The sequence below is a fragment of the Pontibacter chitinilyticus genome, from assembly GCF_039748935.1.
GTDB lineage: Bacteria > Bacteroidota > Bacteroidia > Cytophagales > Hymenobacteraceae > Pontibacter > Pontibacter chitinilyticus.
The window spans coordinates 199,603-216,010 of sequence record NZ_JBDIZJ010000004.1 but is presented as its reverse complement, the minus strand read 5'-3'; the positions used below and the strand labels follow the sequence as shown (position 1 = coordinate 216,010).

The window sequence follows — 16,408 nt, the reverse complement described above, 5'->3', positions numbered from 1 at the left end:
TTTTATCGATTAACAAATTTAATTAAATACCAAGGTTTACACCCACCATAAAGGAGCGGGCTTGCGGATAAAATGCACGGTCGATGCCGAAGATATTACCACCGATCTCAGGATCGTAGCCGGTATACTTGGTAAAGGTAAGCAGGTTGTTGCTGCTGATGTATATCCGGGCTTTCAGAATAGAAGCTTTGCTGGTAAGCGAAGCTGGCAAAGTATAGCCTATCTGGAACGTCTTGATTCTGAAATAATCGCCATCTTCCAGGTAAAAGTCCGATGGCTTAGAGTAGTTCTGGTTCGGATCGTCATTGGTTAAGCGTGGGTACGAGTTGGTAGAGCCTTCTCCTGTCCAGCGACCAAGCGCTTTGGTTTGCCAGTTTGCATTTGTGATCTCAAGACGACGCAGCCCCTGGAAAATTTTATTTCCGGTTACGCCCTGGCCAAATACCAGCAGGTCGAAGCCTTTCCAGGCAGCGTTCAGCGTAAGGCCGAAGGTCCAGTCTGGCAGCGGCTTGCCGAGCACCATGCGGTCATCGGTAGTGATCTGGCCATCGTCGTTCAGGTCAGCCCATCGGAAATCACCCGGTTGGGCGTTAGGCTGAATCACTTTACCTTCAGAGTTTACATAGCTGCTCACCTCTTCCTGGTTCTGGAAAATGCCATTGGTCTTATAGCCGTAGAATGCACCATATGGTTCTCCTACAATCATACGGTTAAGGGGCGCCTGGAATGTCTGAATGCTGGCGCTGCCACTTTCTGTGAACGTTTTTCCACTTTCAAGGGAAAGAACTTTGTTTTTTACATAAGACGCATTGCCGTTGATACCCAGGCTTAGTTCACCAATTTGTTTATGATAGCCCAACTCCAGCTCTACGCCGCGGTTTTGCATATCTGCAATGTTCGCATAAGGGTTGCCGGTGGAGCCAACATACCCAGGAAGTTGCAATGGACGCAGAATACCTGTTGTTTTTTTATTATACCAGTCAAAGGTCAGGTCGAAGTCGTGCAATACGGTCGCTTCAAAGCCAAAGTCTGTCTGGGTTGTTTCCTCCCACTTCAAACTACGGTTCTCCGGCGCATTCGGGCTGTAGCCAATCGTGTAAATGTCGTTACCGAAGGTATAGTTCCGGTTAGGACCTACTGTAGAGATAAAGCGGAAAGGTGCCGTGTTATCGTTACCTACGACGCCGTAAGAAGCACGGATTTTCAGGAAGTCAACCACGTCGTTCACAGGCCAGAAGTTTTCGCGGGAAGCTACCCAACCCAGTGAAGCAGATGGGAAGTAGCCGTACAGGTTGTTTGCGCCGAAGTGCGAAGAGCCGTCCCGGCGTATAATACCTGTGAACAAGTATTTCTCATCGTAGTTGTAGGTAATACGGCCGAACAGAGAACTAACTGTATGCGCGATGTTGTCATACGAACTAGCCGTTCTGTTAGCTGTTGGCACCGGCAGGTTAAAGGAAGCATCTTCAAAGTTAGTGGCTGGTATATTCGCGTAAGCGATGTCGATGCCGCTGAAAAGACCATCTCTGTAAGCTCCCTGTCCCAGCAACACGGTAAAGTTGTGCTTGTCAATGCTGCGGGTATAAGAGAGGGTGTTTTCGACGTTATAGTCGAGCCCGTTGTTTCTGTTGCGGCTGCGGTTAGTCTGTATACTTCCGCTAGAAGCATTCAGGTAATACACCGGACGGAAGCTCTCGCCGCCCCAGAAAGCCAGTTTGCCGCCCAGCGTAGAACGGAACTTCAGGCCTGTGATCGGCTCGATTTCAGCATAGGCGTTGCCCACAATGTTGTCAGACCAGCCATAGTTGCCCAACTGTGTCTGAATGTAAGCCAGCGGGTTAGTCATCTCTTGTCCTACTCGTGTCGAGATGCCGTATGGATATCCCTGTGCGTTTCTGATAACAGGCTGTTTGTTATAGACGCTTTCCGGATCTTCCAGAATAGCAGGGTCCGTAATCAGCACCGGGGTAGTCGGATCCAGGTTGATGGCAGAGCTAAGCGGACCACCAAATTCACTGTTGGTGTTCAGACCACCCTGGCTTCTGATGTGTGAGTAACCCAGGCTTTGCCCGATGGTAAGCCACTTGGTTGCCTTGTGCGTAGAGTTCAGGCGAAAGTTGTAGCGCTTGTAATTGGATATCTCCGAGGCTACAATGCCTTCCTGGTCTAAATAGCCGAACGAAGCATAGAACGTAGATTTATCGTTACCGCCGCTCAGGCTGATTTCATGATCCTGAATGTGGGCGTTGTCGTTAAATATATACTTCTGCCAGTCTGTTCCTTCTCCCAACGACTGCGGGTCCGCGAACTTGATCGGGTCGCCGTCAGCTACGGAAGCCTCATTCGAGAGGGTAGCATATTGTGTTGCGTTCAGCAGGTCCAGCTTTCTGGTAGGCGCCTGCGTGCCATAGTAGCCATTATAGTTTACATGTATCTGGCCTTCTTTTCCTCTTTTAGTCGTTACCAGAATTACGCCGGTTGCTGCCCGGGCACCGTAAATAGCTGCCGAGGCCGCATCCTTCAGTACTTCGATGGACTCAATATCGGACTGATTCAGGTAGTCGATGCCGCCGTTTACCACCACGCCGTCTACCACGTAGAGCGGATCGTTGTTGTTCAGGGTAGTGATACCGCGCACACGCACCGTAGAGGCTGCACCCGGCGCACCTGAATTGGCAGCAATGGATACACCGGAGGTTCTGCCCTGCAATGCCTGCTCTACACGGGTGATCTGCTGGTTGTCCAGGTCTTTGCTGGTTACCTGGCTGATGGCTCCGGTTACGACGCTTTTCTTTTGCGTACCATAGCCTACTACCACCACTTCTTCCAGTGCCTTGGCATCAGTCTGTAATGTGATATTAATTGTAGAGCGGTTATTTACAGGTATCTCCTGTGTTAGGAAGCCAATGTAAGAGACAACCAGTGTGCCTCCTTCGTCTGGTACTGTAATGGAATAGCTGCCATCTACACCGGTGATTGCGCCAGTGGTGGTGCCTTTCAGGGCAACGCTTGCTCCAATTAGCGGCTCCCCCTGCTCAGAGGTAACCTTACCTGTTACTGTCGTAGCAAACCTGCTAACGACAGGGGTAGGAAGAGGAGTTGCCCGCGCAACTGTACTAACACCGGCAACGGCTATGGTACAGTTAATAGCTAAGTAAACGAGTTTCTTCATGTTTAATAGTAAGATTGATGTTAAGAATGTGTAAGTGAAAAAGCCTGCCAGGTTAAAAGCAAGTATAGTTTTCAATAGTATGGCAGGTTGAGGGAAATAGCGAAGTATTCTTGTTGAGAGGGGGGGCTTGCGGAACAACGTTTCCTGCTATTCCACATGCAGCGTATAGGCTCTTGCTCTTTTTATGCTGTTTATCAAATTAAACCTGAATGAAGAATTTATTGACAAGTATAGTGCTTTGGTTAGTGTGGCATTATATTTTAAATAAGCAAGTAATCACTGTTTTAAGAGGTTAAAGCTACGCAATAATCCCCAAAGAAATCAAAGTAGCAACATAAAATTCTTCCCTTTCTGTCGGAAAATGTAAGTAAGCCCTTACTATACTACCCAGGTAAAATTTAGATGCAGCTATTTTATTAAACAATAAAAAATTATTCTTTTGGCAGTTTTAATTCTGGTGTGGATGCCTGACTTTTAAGTGCTACGGATAAGCGTAGCACACAACCGTAAGTTGTAGCCAAAGCGCCATTGCGCAACTGCTTTCGTTAAATGTATTTGGCTGTAGGTATACCGCATCAAGCCATTTTGCTTGGTAGCGGTACTGGCCATTCGGCCGGATTGCCTAGGAGTACGGAGGCTGTAAGCTGTAAAGCAAAAAAAGCAGGAGCTGTTGATGAGGAACGGGCCTGCTATCCGCGCCATACTAAAAAGCTGATATAACAGCAGTAGAGGAGCACAAACAGGGCGCCGCTCCAACGGCCGATCGTATTTTTTTGCTTACCCAGCGGCAAAACAAGTATAAGGATCGTGCTGGCCAGGATCATCATCACAATGTCGGAGTTGCTAACCAGGTCGAAGGGGAGGGGCCGGATGAGGGCACTTACACCCAGTATCCACAGCAGGTTGAAGATGTTGGAGCCTACTACATTTCCGACTGCGATATCGGTGTTGTTGCGGCGGGCAGCCACCACCGAAGTGACCAGTTCAGGCAATGAGGTGCCCAGTGCCACCACCGTCAGGCCCATAAAGGACTCACTCATCCCCAGCGAAGCACCCAGGTATAAGGCACCGTCTACCACCCATTTGCCGCCCAGAAACAAGCCTACAACACCTACCCCAATCAACAGCACAGCTTTACTCAACGGCATAAAAGCAACACTATTCTCTGGTGGTGCCTTATCGTGGTTCGTTTTAGAGATGTTGTAGATATACGCCATAAACAGGACAAAGAAAAACAGCAGAATGGCACCGTCAGGGCGGCTGATGTAAAGCTGCTCTTTTGCGTCGAAGAGGGTTGCATTAGCCAGAAATCCCACCAGCAGGGTAGCAATCAGCGAGAAAGGGATCTCAGACAGGATAGTGTTACGCTTGATGGGCAGCGGACAGATCAACGCCGTAATGCCAAGTATAAGCAGCAGGTTGGCCACGTTGCTGCCAAATACGTTCCCGATGGCCAGCTCCGACTGCCCTTGTATGCTGGATAGAATGTTAATGATCAGCTCCGGCAAAGAAGTGCCAAACGATACGATCGTCAGGCCTACCACCATTTCAGACAGGCCAAAGCGACTGGCAATAGCAGAGGCACCGCTAACGAGCACATCGGCCCCTTTGATCAAAAATACAAATCCAACTATAAACAGCAGGTACAACAGCATGGCTAATGTTTGAAGGCGTGAACAAGTATGGGCGCAGCACCGCTGCATGGTAAAAAGAATGGCTGCCCACAGTCAGACCTGAGCAGCCATTTATACTTGGTTGGGCAAGGCCGGTTACTTCATGTTGTGGTACACCGCCTGTACATCGTCATCTTCCTCAAAGCGCTCAATCAGCCCCATTACCTCTTCTTCCTGCTCTTCGCTTAGCTCCGTTGTGGTGGTAGGAATCCGCTGCAGGTCGGCGCTGATCACTTCCAGGCCTTTCTCTTCCAGCGCTTTTTGCATCGCTCCGAAATCAGTAAAAGCAGTTTCAATGATGATTTCGCCTTCATGCTCATAAATATCCTGAGCGCCGGCGTCGATCAGGTCCAATTCCAGTTCCTCTACATCCTGGCCTTCTGCTGAGATCTTGAAGATACCCCGGCGGTCGAACATAAAATCCAGCGAGCCGGTTTTGCCCAGCGAGCCGCCGCCTTTGGAAAAGTGCATGCGCACATTGGCTACGGTACGGTTCAGGTTATCGGTGGCACACTCGATCACAACAGCAATGCCGTGGGGGCCGTAGCCCTCGTAAACGATCTCCTCGTAATCTTTCTCCTCTTTGGATGAGGCACGTTTGATGGCTGCTTCAATGCGGTCTTTGGGCATGTTTACGCCCTTGGCATTCTGGATGGCGGTACGCAGGCGGGAGTTGGTCTCCGGGCTTGGGCCGCTTTCCTTCACAGCCATTACTATTTCTTTGCCCAGGCGCGTAAAAGCCTTAGACATCTTATCCCAACGTTTAAATTTACGGGCTTTTCTAAATTCAAATGCGCGTCCCATAGTGTCTGAATATTAAGTATACTACAAAGTTAGGCAGCTTACGTGTAAAATGGTAATTGTTTGCTTATTTGTTACCTCTTGCCAAGGAATTGATACACCGCCCGCATAAATCTCAACCCATCAATCTCTTTTGGTGAGTGTGCTCTCAGGAGGCAGTCTGTCCGTTCCAGTATGGAATTTCTCTTCTCCTGATCACCAGCAGCTGCCTTTAACGCTCTACCCGGCCACAGTAAGTATGAGCACCACAATTTAGCCGTTATCCTTTGCGGGGCTGCGGATGAAAATCAGTAATGTGGAGGTGGTGGTCGCAAAAGCTATACTCGTGCGCAATGTTGGAGCCCACGATGATGAGTCTGTCTTTTCTGTTCTGCGCCACATGTTCCTGGTACCAGGCCACACCTTCCGCATCCAGGTTTGTAGTCGGCTCGTCGAGCAGCAGGAGGGAGCTGTCGGAGTATAAGGCAAGGCCCAGCTTCAGACGCTGCTTCATACCCGATGAGAAGTCTTTGACATACTTGTTGCGGGCGCGTTGCAGCCCCATCCGTTCTATTAGCTGCTGCTGCGAGAGTTGGTGGCGCAGAGGCTTAAAGCGCGTATGGAAGTCCAGCATTTCTGCCAGGGTAAACTCTTCTACCAACTCCAGGTAAGGGGCTGTAAGCGAAAGGTGCTGGTATACTACATCAGCATTAATGATCTTGCTGCCGCTAGTATAAGTGATGGTGCCTTCGCTATGCAGGTTGTAACCCGCCAAAACAGTAAGTAGCGTTGATTTTCCGGAGCCGTTATGGCCCAGTACAGCATAGGAGGTGTCCGGCTCAAACGTATAGGTCAGGTTCCGGAAAATCCACTCGTAGTTATAGCGTTTACCTAAATTGCTTAGGTTAAGCTGCATCTTTAGAAAAATAACTTCGGATGATGCCACGGCCTGCATTGCGCAGGAAATTGGTTACCTCGTCGCGCTCACGGCTTGGCGGCAGCTCCAGTTCTATGGTGTCCAGCGCTTGCGTGTTGTTAAGGCCGCTCATAAAAAGGATGCGGTAAATCTGCTGGATCTCGTTTATCTGTTCACTCACAAAGCCTCTGCGGCGCATGCCTACCGAGTTGATGCCGGCATAAGAAAGCGGCTCGCGGGCAGCCTTTACAAACGGAGGCACATCTTTGAGCACTTTAGAACCGCCTGAAATAAAGGCATGTGCTCCGATCTTTACAAACTGGTGTACCGCACTGGTAGCGCTCACAATGGCATAGTCACCGATCTCCACGTGTCCTGCCATTTGCACAGCATTGCCAATAATACAGCTGTTGCCAACCAGGCAATCGTGTGCTACGTGGGCATAGGCCATAATCAGGCAGTTGCTGCCGATCACAGTCTTCATTTTATCAATAGTGCCCCGGCTTACAGTCACAAACTCCCGGATAACGGTATTGTCGCCAATATAAGTGGTGGTAACCTCGCCGGCGAACTTCAGGTCCTGTGGCACCGAAGATACCACAGCACCCGGAAATATCTTGCAGTTGCGGCCGATGCGGGCACCTTCCATGATCACGGCATTAGAGCCGATCCAGGTACCTTCGCCTATCTCCACATTCTTATGAATGGTAACAAACGGCTCTACAACAACATTCTGAGCGATCTTCGCCTCCGGGTGGATGTATGCTAATGGCTGATTCATGCGTCTTTTCTCACTATACTTGCTGACATCTCCGCTTCCATTACCAGTTGCCCGGCTACAAAAGCCTGGCCGCTCATTTTGGCAATGCCGCGCTTTATAGGAGCCAGCAGTTCACATTTAAAGATAATGGTATCGCCAGGAACCACTTTGCGCTTAAAGCGGCACTTGTCGATGCCCAGGAAATAAGTCCAGTAGTCCTCTGGTTTTTCTACTGTATTCAGCACCAGTATGCCCCCCGTCTGTGCCATAGCTTCTATCTGGATCACGCCTGGCAACACCGGGTTGCCAGGGAAGTGCCCCTGAAAGAAAGGCTCGTTCATCGTGATATTTTTCACGCCGGTCACGGTTGTCTCATCCAGGTGAATGATTTTATCAATAAGCAGGAAGGGATAGCGGTGCGGCAGCGTGGCAGCTATCTGGTTGATATCCATCACTGGCTTCTTCTTCGGATCGTAGGTAGGCACGTTCTTTATCGCAGCTTCCTGGATCAGCTTTTTGATCTTTTTAGCAAAAGCTACGTTGGCTGCATGCCCGGGGCGCGCCGCCAGTATCTGCCCTTTAATAGGCCGGCCGATCAGGGCCAGGTCGCCGATCAGGTCGAGCAGCTTGTGGCGGGCCGGCTCATTTTTAAAGCGCAACTCGGTATTGTTCAGCACGCCCTCGGCTTTCACCTCCACTTTTGGCTTCTGCAGCAGCTCCGACAGGTGTGATAATTCTTCGTCCTGCACCACGCGGTCCACGATCACGATCGCGTTGTCCAGGTCGCCCCCTTTGATCAGGTTCTGCTTGTACAGTGCCTCCAGTTCATGCAGGAATACGAACGTACGGGAAGAGGCGATCTCGTCTACAAACTGGCTGATGTGGGTAATGGAAGCATGTTGGCTGCCCAGCACCGGCGAGTTGTAGTCTACCATGGCTGTCAGGCGGTAATCATCCAGCGGTAGTGCGGCAATCTCCACACCCCGGCTTTCGTCTATGTAGCTGATGCCTTTGGGAATCTCGAAGTAGTTGCGCAAGGCGTTCTGCTCCTGCAGCCCCACACTTTGCAATGCTCTCACAAATTCAATGGAGGAACCGTCCATGATAGGAGGTTCGGGGCCATCAAGTTCAATCAACACATTATCCAGCTGCAGGCCTACGAGTGCGGCCAGTGTGTGTTCTACGGTATTCACGCGGGCGCCATTCTGCTCCAGCGTAGTGCCCCGCGACAGGTCGACCACGTTGTCTGCGTCGGCTGCGACTACAGGCTGCCCTGGCAGGTCGATGCGCTGAAACTTATACCCATGATTGGCAGGAGCAGGCTTAAACGTCATGTTTGAAGCTACTCCGGTGTGCAACCCGATGCCCGAAATGGTTACCGGAGCCTTGATGGTATGCTGTTTATCGTTCATTCACGTATCTGTAGTCTCGTATCAGGAGCGTGCGCATGCACAACAAGGGTGGCTGCCTGCAGCAGCCAGTTGCGCAGCCCTTTGCACCTGCAAACTTAAGATTTTATATGAGGTGTTGCTATTTTTTTTAAGGAAGGTTTCCGGGGAGCTCTGGCCTCTTAAGCTTTCGTCTTCAGGAGCTCCAGTTCACGCTGCAATTCGGGCAGCTTCCGGAAAACGGTCATAGCGCGCAGGTTCTGTTTATAATCAAACGCCGGTGACCCTTGGATAATGGTGCCGCTTTCTTTCACAGATTTAGAAACACCCGATTGTGCACCCACCGTCGTTTTGTCGGCCAGGCTGATGTGACCGACAATACCTACCTGCCCGGCAATAACACAGTGGTTGCCCAGTTTGGCGGAGCCGGAGATGCCGGTCTGTGCGGCAATAACAGTGTTCTGGCCTACTTCTACGTTATGCGCTATCTGTACTAGGTTATCCACTTTGCTGCCTTGCCGGATGATAGTCGAGCCCATAGTTGCGCAATCGATGGTGGTGTTGGCACCAATTCTGACATCGTCTTCCAGCACCACGTTGCCAATCTGGGGAATAGACTTATAGCTGCCGTCCGGCTGTGGCGCAAAGCCAAAGCCATCGCTGCCCAGCACAGCGCCGGCATGAATGGTGCAGTTGCTGCCTACTACCGTATTGGCGTAGAGCTTCGCCCCGGCAAAAATGGTAGTGTTATCGCCGATTTGCACATTATCTCCTACATACACTTGCGGAAAAAGGCGCACATTATCTCCTATCCGGCAGTTCTGGCCAATATAGGAAAAGGCACCGCGGTAATGGCCCTCGCCGATCTGGCTGCCTGCGCCCAGGTAAGCCGGTTCTTCTACCCCTACTTTGGAGGCGATCAGGGCCGTCTGATAATACTGAAGTAAAACAGAAAAGCTGGTATACGGGTCCTCTACCCGGATAAGGGTAGCAGCAACCGGCTTTTTAAGCTCCAGCTTATCCGATACAATAACAGCACTGGCAAGCGAAGTATAAAGAAAATGTTCGTACTTCGGGTTAGATAAGAAAGCAAGTGCTCCTTCCTGGGCTTCGTCTATTTTGGCTAATGTGCTAACCCTGACAGAATTGTCGCCTTCTACCGTGCCCTGCAGCAGGTCCGCTATCTGTTGAACAGTAAATTCCATTTTGTAAAATTAGAGCAAAAACTTAAAAGTGCTAATGCTTTAGAAGTGCAAACTTAACAAAAACTTCCCATCTGGTATAGTATGGCGCCTATACTTTAAAGGTAAATCGGGTAGGGAAAGGACCGCTGCTGCCCGCAAATTTTAATGCTGTCGGAGTTGCTTTGTTGCTTCTGGCAGATCTTTCGGCAAGTATAGCCAGCCGCCCAAGTATACCGGCACAGAGGCGTAGCGGCGTAAATGACAGCTAAAAATTGCTGACAACTTAGTGTGGGTTAACGAAAGCAGTCGATTATCCATGTGCAAGCTAAAGCAGGGCCGTAGCCAATAAATCTGGTAAGGCGAGGCTACAGGTGCGCTACTTCTTTGGGGTAGCACACAAAGTACTTTTCTACTTTGTTGCTCAATGCCCGGATATTGGGTAGGTCCGACGCCTCGGCCACATCAACTACATAACCGGTTTTAGTGAGGATGTCAATGGATTCGCCTTCTACCTGGTAGGCATTGTTGCTGATCTTGCCGGAGATCATTAGGTATTTTACTTCCTCTTCCGAAATCTTGTAATGCTCCTGCACCAATTCGCTGATGCCCAGTAGCAATTCTTCTTCAATAGGTTTGCTGGAAATAACCACTTTAAACAGGCGGCGGTTCAGGATATTGGTCGCCAGGTACGATAGTATAAAATCAGGGTGCGATGCCCATAGTTTGATGCCGCTCCACATATCATGGTCATCCAGTCCGACAAAGCGCTCCAGAATGCTGTTATCGCGCTCAAAGTCCGCCATCGTCAGGTCTGATGACAGAAAGAACTTCAGGTTTGGGCTGGCGGGTACATCTACGCCCTGCTGCAGCAACTGGCGCGCTCGTTGCACCACCCGCAGCACCATGTTCTCGGCGCTGATCACGGTTTTATGCAGGTATACCTGCCAGTACATCAGGCGGCGGCTCACCAGGAAGTTCTCAATACTATAAATGGCTTTTTCCTCCACTACCAGCTTGTCGTTGGCTACATCCAACATCTTAATAATGCGGTCGGCGCCAATTTTGCCCTCGTATACACCGGTATAAAAGCTGTCGCGGTTCAGGTAGTCCAGGCGGTCCACATCCAGCTGGCTGGACACCAGTTGGTGAAAGAATTTCCGTTCGTAGGTGCCTTTAAAAATTCTGATGGCCAGGCTCAGTTTACCACCCATTGCCTCGTTCAGCATGTGCATGATGTGCAGCGATAGACTCTCGTGGTGCACATTTTTGAAGATGGCTGTTTCTAAGGCATGCGAGAACGGGCCGTGGCCAATGTCGTGCAGCAGAATGGCGATAAGCGACGCCTCCAGCTCGTTATTAAAAATTTCGTTATTTTTACTTTTTAATGTTTGCAGTGCCGTGTCCATCAGGTGCATGGCACCCAGCGCATGATGAAAGCGGGTGTGCAACGCCCCCGGATATACCATTTCTGTTAGCCCCAGCTGCTTAATGCGGCGCAGGCGCTGGAAATAGGGGTGTTCGATGATATCGAAAATCAGGTCGGATGGGACCGTTATAAAACCGTAGACAGGGTCGTTAAAAATCTTTTTCTTATTCACTAAACGTAGCTGTTGCTTGTGAAATGGCTAAATTGACAGATTGTTTCTTTCGGCTGATGCTGTTTTGCTGTTTACTGCGTTCTAATAGGGCAGGTGCTGTACTTAACCCGCGCAAATGCCTTTTCCGTACGTTTTAAGTATAACCCTTAACAAGTTAGCGATCTATCAAATCAATCAAATAAAACTATGCAAAGATACAGTATTTTATGGGCCGATGATGAAATAGACCTCCTCAAGCCACACATTCTTTTTCTGGAGGACCGGGGCTATGACATTACGCCTGTAAACAGCGGCGCCGATGCTATTGAGAAGTTTCAGGAGCAGAGCTTCGATATTGTTTTCCTGGATGAGAACATGCCCGGCATCAGCGGCCTGGAAACTTTAAACGAACTGAAGTCCATACGCCCGGCGGTGCCCGTGATCATGATCACCAAAAGCGAGGAAGAGCATATCATGGAGGAGGCCATCGGCTCCCGGATCACCGACTACCTCATTAAACCTCTTAACCCAAGCCAAATCCTGCTATCGGTTAAAAAGGTGCTGGATAACAAGCGCCTGGTAAGTGAGCGGACCAACATGAGCTACCAGCGCGACTTCCGGCAGCTGGGCATGGCCTTTGGCGAGCGTCTAAGCGCGCTGGAGTGGGCCGACATCTATAAAAAGCTGGTATACTGGGAGCTGGAGATTGACGAGACAGAAAATAAAAGTATGGCTGACGTGATCAACATGCAGAAGGACGAGGCCAACTCGAATTTCGCCAAGTTTATCATGGACAACTATGAAGACTGGATCAACAAGGAAGACGACGAAGCACCGCTCATGTCGCACCAGTTGTTTAAGGAGCGCGTATTCCCCATCATGAAGGAGTCTGACAGGCCCGTATACTTTCTGCTGATCGATAACCTGCGCTACGATCAATGGAAGGTGCTGGAGCCGCTGATCTCCGATTACTTCACTGTAGACTCGGAGGAGATGTTCTACTCCATCCTGCCGACCACCACGGCTTACGCCCGCAATGCCATTTTTTCAGGTATGTTGCCCACAGAGATTACCAAAAAATACCCGAACCTGTGGGTGGCTGATGAGGATGAGGAGGGTAAGAACCTGCACGAACCCGAGTTTCTGGATATACAGCTGCAGCAAAACAAGATTACTGCCAAGCACAGCTATCACAAAATCACTAATGTGGCCGCCGGCCGCGACCTGCTCAGCAAGTTCAGTAACCTGGACAGCAACAAGCTGAATGTGATCGTGTACAACTTCGTGGACATGCTCTCGCACGCCCGCACCGACAGTAACATGGTGCGCGAACTGGCGCCGGACGAATCAGCTTACCGTTCCATCACCAAATCGTGGTTCCTGCACTCGCCACTGTTCGATACGCTGCGGATGATCGCAGAAAAGAAAGGGCGCCTCATCATCACCACCGACCACGGTACCATCCGGGTAAAGCGGCCGTTCAAGATCATCGGCGACCGTAACACCAATACCAACCTGCGCTACAAGCACGGCAAAAACCTGGGTTACACCGACAAAGATGTTTTCACGGTGAAAAAGCCGGAACGATTTTTCTTGCCAAAAGCGAACGTTTCCACTACGTTTGTGTTTGCGATTGAAGATTACTTTTTCGCTTATCCGAACAACTATAACTACTACGTCAATTACTACAAGGACACGTTTCAGCATGGAGGCGTTTCGTTGGAAGAAGTGATCATACCATTTATAACGCTTACACCCAAGAATGCTTGATACAGGAGTTCAAAAAGCAAGTATAAAGATGTCGTCGTTGGCTGACCTGCCGGCGGCGGCTTCTGTGCTTTTAGACGCGGCGGCACAAGCGTCCATACTTCTTTTTGAAGGACCCATGGGCGCAGGCAAAACTACCCTGATCAAGGAGCTTTGCCGCCAGATGGGCGTGCAGGAAAATGTGAGCAGCCCCACTTTTGCGCTGGTCAACGAGTATGCCGGAGAAGGCGGCAAACCCATATATCATTTTGATTTTTACAGGATAAACGAGGAGCGGGAAGCACTGGACATCGGCGCGCTGGAGTATTTTGACTCAGGCAGGCTGTGCCTGATCGAATGGCCTTCGCTTATCCCGAACTTACTGCCGGAGCATTACCTGCTTGTGCAGTTGCAGCCTGATGCAGGTGGCGAGGAGCGCACCATGACCATAAAACAAGTATAGAATGACGGAAAAACTCGCCGAGAGCTTTGCGAAGATAGCTACCAGCCATGCGCTTTACCCAAAAGAGTCCATGCTGGCCGTAGAGGAGCGCCGCCGTAGTTTATTTATCGGTGTGCCCAAAGAGTCGTCGTTTCAGGAGAACCGCATTGGCCTGACGCCCGATGCGGTTAAACAGCTTACAGATCATGGCCATGATATCTGGATAGAAGCCGGCGCCGGAAGTCCCTCAAAGTACTCGGATCATGAGTATTCGGAAGCCGGGGCGCGGATCGTATACCTCACCAAGGAAGTATACGAAGCAGACATTATCCTTAAAATTGCGCCGCCTACTTACGATGAGATCAATTACCTGCGCCCGGGTCAGACGCTGATCTCCGCACTGCAGTTCGGGAATCTTACCTCCGATTATATCAATGCCCTGCTCAGCAAAAAGATCAATGCCTTGTCTTTTGAGTTGATCCGCGACCAATCGGGGGCAAAGCCCGTTGTGAGGGCCATGAGCGAGATTGCCGGCAGCACCGTGATGCTGATAGCCGCAGAGTACCTGAGTAGCAGCAGCGACGGCAAAGGCGTAATATTAGGAGGTATTACAGGGGTGCCGCCCAGCAAAGTAGTGATACTGGGTGCGGGCACAGTGGCTGAACATGCCGCCCGTGCTGCCCTGGGCTTAGGTGCCGAAGTAAAGGTGTTTGATAACCACATATACAAGTTGCGCCGCCTGAAGCACAACATCGGTACGCAACTCTTTACTTCTACACTGGATAAAACAGTACTGAATAACGAGATAAAGCAGGCGGATGTGGTAATTGGCGCCTTAGTTGCCGATGAGGACCGTATTCCGTGTATGGTAGAGGAGCAGGTCGTGTCTGATATGAACCCCGGGTCTGTTATTATAGATGTATGTATTGACCAGGGAGGCTGCTTTGAAACGTCGGAGGTAACTTCTCATAGCCGTCCTATTTACCGCAAGTATGATATCATTCACTATTGCGTACCCAATATTCCCTCCAGGGTGCCACGCACAGCCTCGCAGGCGCTCAGCAACATCTTCACCCCAATTTTTACAGAGATATCCAAGTATGGCGGCATCAACGAGGTGCTGTTTATGAATGAGCATTACCGCTCCGGCGTCTACATCTACAAGGGCAGCTTGACCAACTCTCATATCGCCAAGCGGTTCGGCATGCGCTACAAAGAGCTTGGCTTAATGATTGCGGTGCGTAACTAAACGGTATGAGAGCGGCAGTTCTGAGCCTGCTGCTCTCATACATACTTTTGAACGCCGGCATTTGCTTGTTGAAACTGCTCATTTTCTTTAAGGCTCTTTTACAGGCCTTACGTCCGGAATAGGTTGGCAAAGCTGTCTTACCGTTATTTATAGTATAGTATACTATAGTCATTCATCATTAGCATTAAAGCGCGGCTCCCCTAATTAGTTGTTTAGTTGTATATGCAGCTACTGCTAACACCTCTATTTTGGCAAAGGATGGTTTGAAGGAAATGTCTGATTGCCATACTTGTGGTGAAAGGAGGGAGGAACCGCGTTTAGGTTCCTGAACCAGCCAGAAGTGAAAAATAGTATTGGAGCAACCTTCTTGTGGAGAAGGAGTAAACGTGCCTTTGCAGGAAAGGCCAGTTGGTAGCAACACCAAGTGGTTTACCACAAGGATTGCGGAACCATGCACACTTGAACAGCAGTAGAGGTCGTTTGATAAGCAGCATCACAGTACAGTATGTAATTGCTTAGCTTAAAAGAAAGGATTAAAAGCGCTATAAAAAGCCTTTTCTGAACCACCAGGGCTGTTCTGTGTTATTTTACTAATAAATTTAACGTAGCCTACATACCTTTCAGAGCATCTTACGTAACTATTCACAAACATCTCCGAATATATATTAAATGCGATGTATATAGCGGTAATGCCCAAGCTCTAATATCCCTAACTATTCAAGAACACCCGAAATGAAGATTAATTTATTGTACGCTCTTTGTTTACTATTCATGTTTTCCTGTAGGTCTGCAAAAGACTTAGCTTATTTCAAAGACCTACCCGATAATGCAGTGTATTCTGAAAAAATAAGTAATGAAACTGAACCAAAGATTCAGCCTGACGACTTATTGAATATCACAGTAAGTAGTTTAAATCCGGAAGCGAATGCATTGTTTAATAAAGGTGTCTTAATCACCCCTTCAAGTACAAGTACTGGTGTTTCAAGCAGCAGGGCCGGCGAAGAAGGTTATTTAGTAGATAAAGACGGTAACATTGAGTTCCCGGTGCTGGGGAAAGTGAACGTAGGAGGGCTTACAAAGCAGCAGGCGAAAGCGAAGTTAATGGCTGAACTTCAGAACTATTTAAAAGATCCGTCCGTTAATATCCGCTTTATTAATTTCAGAGTAACAGTGATAGGCGAAGTAAAAAACCCGTCCACTTTTACAATTCCTTCTGAAAAGATAAATGTGTTGGAGGCGCTAGGGTTAGCCGGTGATATGACATCGTATGGTAAAAGAGAAAATGTATTGTTGATACGGGAGGAGAATGGAGTACGCAAACTAGCCCGGCTTGATTTAAACTCAAAAGAGGTGTTGAACTCTCCATACTTTTATCTTCAGCAAAATGATGTAGTGTATGTGGAGCCAAACAAGATCAGAACCATTCAGGCGACAACCAATACCCGTAACATCTCACTTTTATTATCAGTTATTTCAGTGACAACACTCATTATATCAAGATTGTATAGGTAATTCCATTTG

Annotated in this window: 12 protein-coding genes; 4 read left to right on the top strand and 8 right to left on the bottom strand. The window is 49.2% G+C overall.

Going from position 1 to position 16,408, the window contains the following annotated elements:
• Positions 1 to 22 precede the first annotated feature (22 nt).
• The 8 genes from ABDW72_RS09060 to ABDW72_RS09025 form a co-directional block, all read right to left on the bottom strand.
• A complete protein-coding gene (locus tag ABDW72_RS09060) occupies positions 23 to 3,172 on the bottom strand; it encodes a SusC/RagA family TonB-linked outer membrane protein (protein ID WP_347158224.1) in 3,150 nt (1,049 codons plus the stop codon).
• A gap of 689 nt (positions 3,173 to 3,861) precedes the next feature.
• Complete coding sequence (locus ABDW72_RS09055; RefSeq protein ID WP_347158223.1) at positions 3,862 to 4,827, bottom strand: calcium/sodium antiporter; 966 nt, start codon at positions 4,825 to 4,827, stop codon at positions 3,862 to 3,864.
• Between the two features lie 114 nt (positions 4,828 to 4,941).
• On the bottom strand, positions 4,942 to 5,649 hold the full coding sequence (locus ABDW72_RS09050) for a YebC/PmpR family DNA-binding transcriptional regulator (protein WP_347158222.1): 708 nt from the start codon (positions 5,647 to 5,649) through the stop codon (positions 4,942 to 4,944).
• Positions 5,650 to 5,905: 256 nt separating this feature from the next.
• Entirely contained in the window at positions 5,906 to 6,541 is a 636-nt protein-coding gene (locus ABDW72_RS09045; RefSeq protein WP_347158221.1) for an ABC transporter ATP-binding protein, read from the bottom strand.
• Positions 6,531 to 7,322: an acyl-ACP--UDP-N-acetylglucosamine O-acyltransferase gene (lpxA, locus tag ABDW72_RS09040; RefSeq protein ID WP_347158220.1), complete on the bottom strand. Its 792-nt coding sequence runs from the start codon at positions 7,320 to 7,322 to the stop codon at positions 6,531 to 6,533. The genes ABDW72_RS09045 and lpxA overlap by 11 nt, the downstream gene beginning before the upstream one ends.
• Complete coding sequence (locus tag ABDW72_RS09035; RefSeq protein ID WP_347158219.1) at positions 7,319 to 8,713, bottom strand: bifunctional UDP-3-O-[3-hydroxymyristoyl] N-acetylglucosamine deacetylase/3-hydroxyacyl-ACP dehydratase; 1,395 nt, start codon at positions 8,711 to 8,713, stop codon at positions 7,319 to 7,321. Before ABDW72_RS09035 ends, lpxA begins: the two co-directional genes overlap by 4 nt.
• A 158-nt stretch (positions 8,714 to 8,871) precedes the next feature.
• Positions 8,872 to 9,894, bottom strand: coding sequence for a UDP-3-O-(3-hydroxymyristoyl)glucosamine N-acyltransferase (gene lpxD / locus ABDW72_RS09030; protein ID WP_347158218.1), 1,023 nt, complete (start codon positions 9,892 to 9,894; stop codon positions 8,872 to 8,874).
• A gap of 344 nt (positions 9,895 to 10,238) precedes the next feature.
• Entirely contained in the window at positions 10,239 to 11,471 is a 1,233-nt protein-coding gene (locus ABDW72_RS09025; RefSeq protein ID WP_347158217.1) for an HD domain-containing protein, read from the bottom strand.
• A 186-nt stretch (positions 11,472 to 11,657) separates the two neighbouring features.
• Here ABDW72_RS09025 and porX point away from each other — a divergent pair, with 186 nt between their 5' ends.
• The 4 genes from porX to ABDW72_RS09005 all read left to right on the top strand — a co-directional run bounded on the left by porX (position 11,658) and on the right by ABDW72_RS09005 (position 16,399).
• Entirely contained in the window at positions 11,658 to 13,220 is a 1,563-nt protein-coding gene (porX, locus tag ABDW72_RS09020) for a T9SS response regulator signal transducer PorX (protein ID WP_347158216.1), read from the top strand.
• Positions 13,213 to 13,659, top strand: a complete 447-nt coding sequence (gene tsaE / locus ABDW72_RS09015) for a tRNA (adenosine(37)-N6)-threonylcarbamoyltransferase complex ATPase subunit type 1 TsaE (RefSeq protein WP_347158215.1) — start codon at positions 13,213 to 13,215, stop codon at positions 13,657 to 13,659. Before porX ends, tsaE begins: the two co-directional genes overlap by 8 nt.
• 1 nt (position 13,660) lies before the next feature.
• Entirely contained in the window at positions 13,661 to 14,887 is a 1,227-nt protein-coding gene (locus tag ABDW72_RS09010; RefSeq protein ID WP_347158214.1) for an alanine dehydrogenase, read from the top strand.
• Positions 14,888 to 15,619: 732 nt separating this feature from the next.
• The gene (locus ABDW72_RS09005) at positions 15,620 to 16,399 is read left to right on the top strand and encodes a polysaccharide biosynthesis/export family protein (protein WP_347158213.1); all 780 of its coding nucleotides are present in this window, start codon (positions 15,620 to 15,622) and stop codon (positions 16,397 to 16,399) included.
• The last annotated feature ends 9 nt before the right edge of the window (positions 16,400 to 16,408 follow it).

Excerpts from the sequence above, each read along its gene's own strand:
- ABDW72_RS09005 (WP_347158213.1), top strand. The coding sequence starts at position 15,620 with ATGAAGATTAATTTATTGTACGCTCTTTGTTTACTATTCATGTTTTCC.
- ABDW72_RS09035 (WP_347158219.1), bottom strand. The coding sequence starts at position 8,713 with ATGAACGATAAACAGCATACCATCAAGGCTCCGGTAACCATTTCGGGC.
- ABDW72_RS09010 (WP_347158214.1), top strand. The coding sequence starts at position 13,661 with ATGACGGAAAAACTCGCCGAGAGCTTTGCGAAGATAGCTACCAGCCAT.
- ABDW72_RS09055 (WP_347158223.1), bottom strand. The coding sequence starts at position 4,827 with ATGCTGTTGTACCTGCTGTTTATAGTTGGATTTGTATTTTTGATCAAA.
- lpxA (WP_347158220.1), bottom strand. The coding sequence starts at position 7,322 with ATGAATCAGCCATTAGCATACATCCACCCGGAGGCGAAGATCGCTCAG.
- lpxD (WP_347158218.1), bottom strand. The coding sequence starts at position 9,894 with ATGGAATTTACTGTTCAACAGATAGCGGACCTGCTGCAGGGCACGGTA.
- porX (WP_347158216.1), top strand. The coding sequence starts at position 11,658 with ATGCAAAGATACAGTATTTTATGGGCCGATGATGAAATAGACCTCCTC.
- ABDW72_RS09060 (WP_347158224.1), bottom strand. The coding sequence starts at position 3,172 with ATGAAGAAACTCGTTTACTTAGCTATTAACTGTACCATAGCCGTTGCC.
- ABDW72_RS09050 (WP_347158222.1), bottom strand. The coding sequence starts at position 5,649 with ATGGGACGCGCATTTGAATTTAGAAAAGCCCGTAAATTTAAACGTTGG.
- ABDW72_RS09045 (WP_347158221.1), bottom strand. The coding sequence starts at position 6,541 with ATGCAGCTTAACCTAAGCAATTTAGGTAAACGCTATAACTACGAGTGG.
- tsaE (WP_347158215.1), top strand. The coding sequence starts at position 13,213 with ATGCTTGATACAGGAGTTCAAAAAGCAAGTATAAAGATGTCGTCGTTG.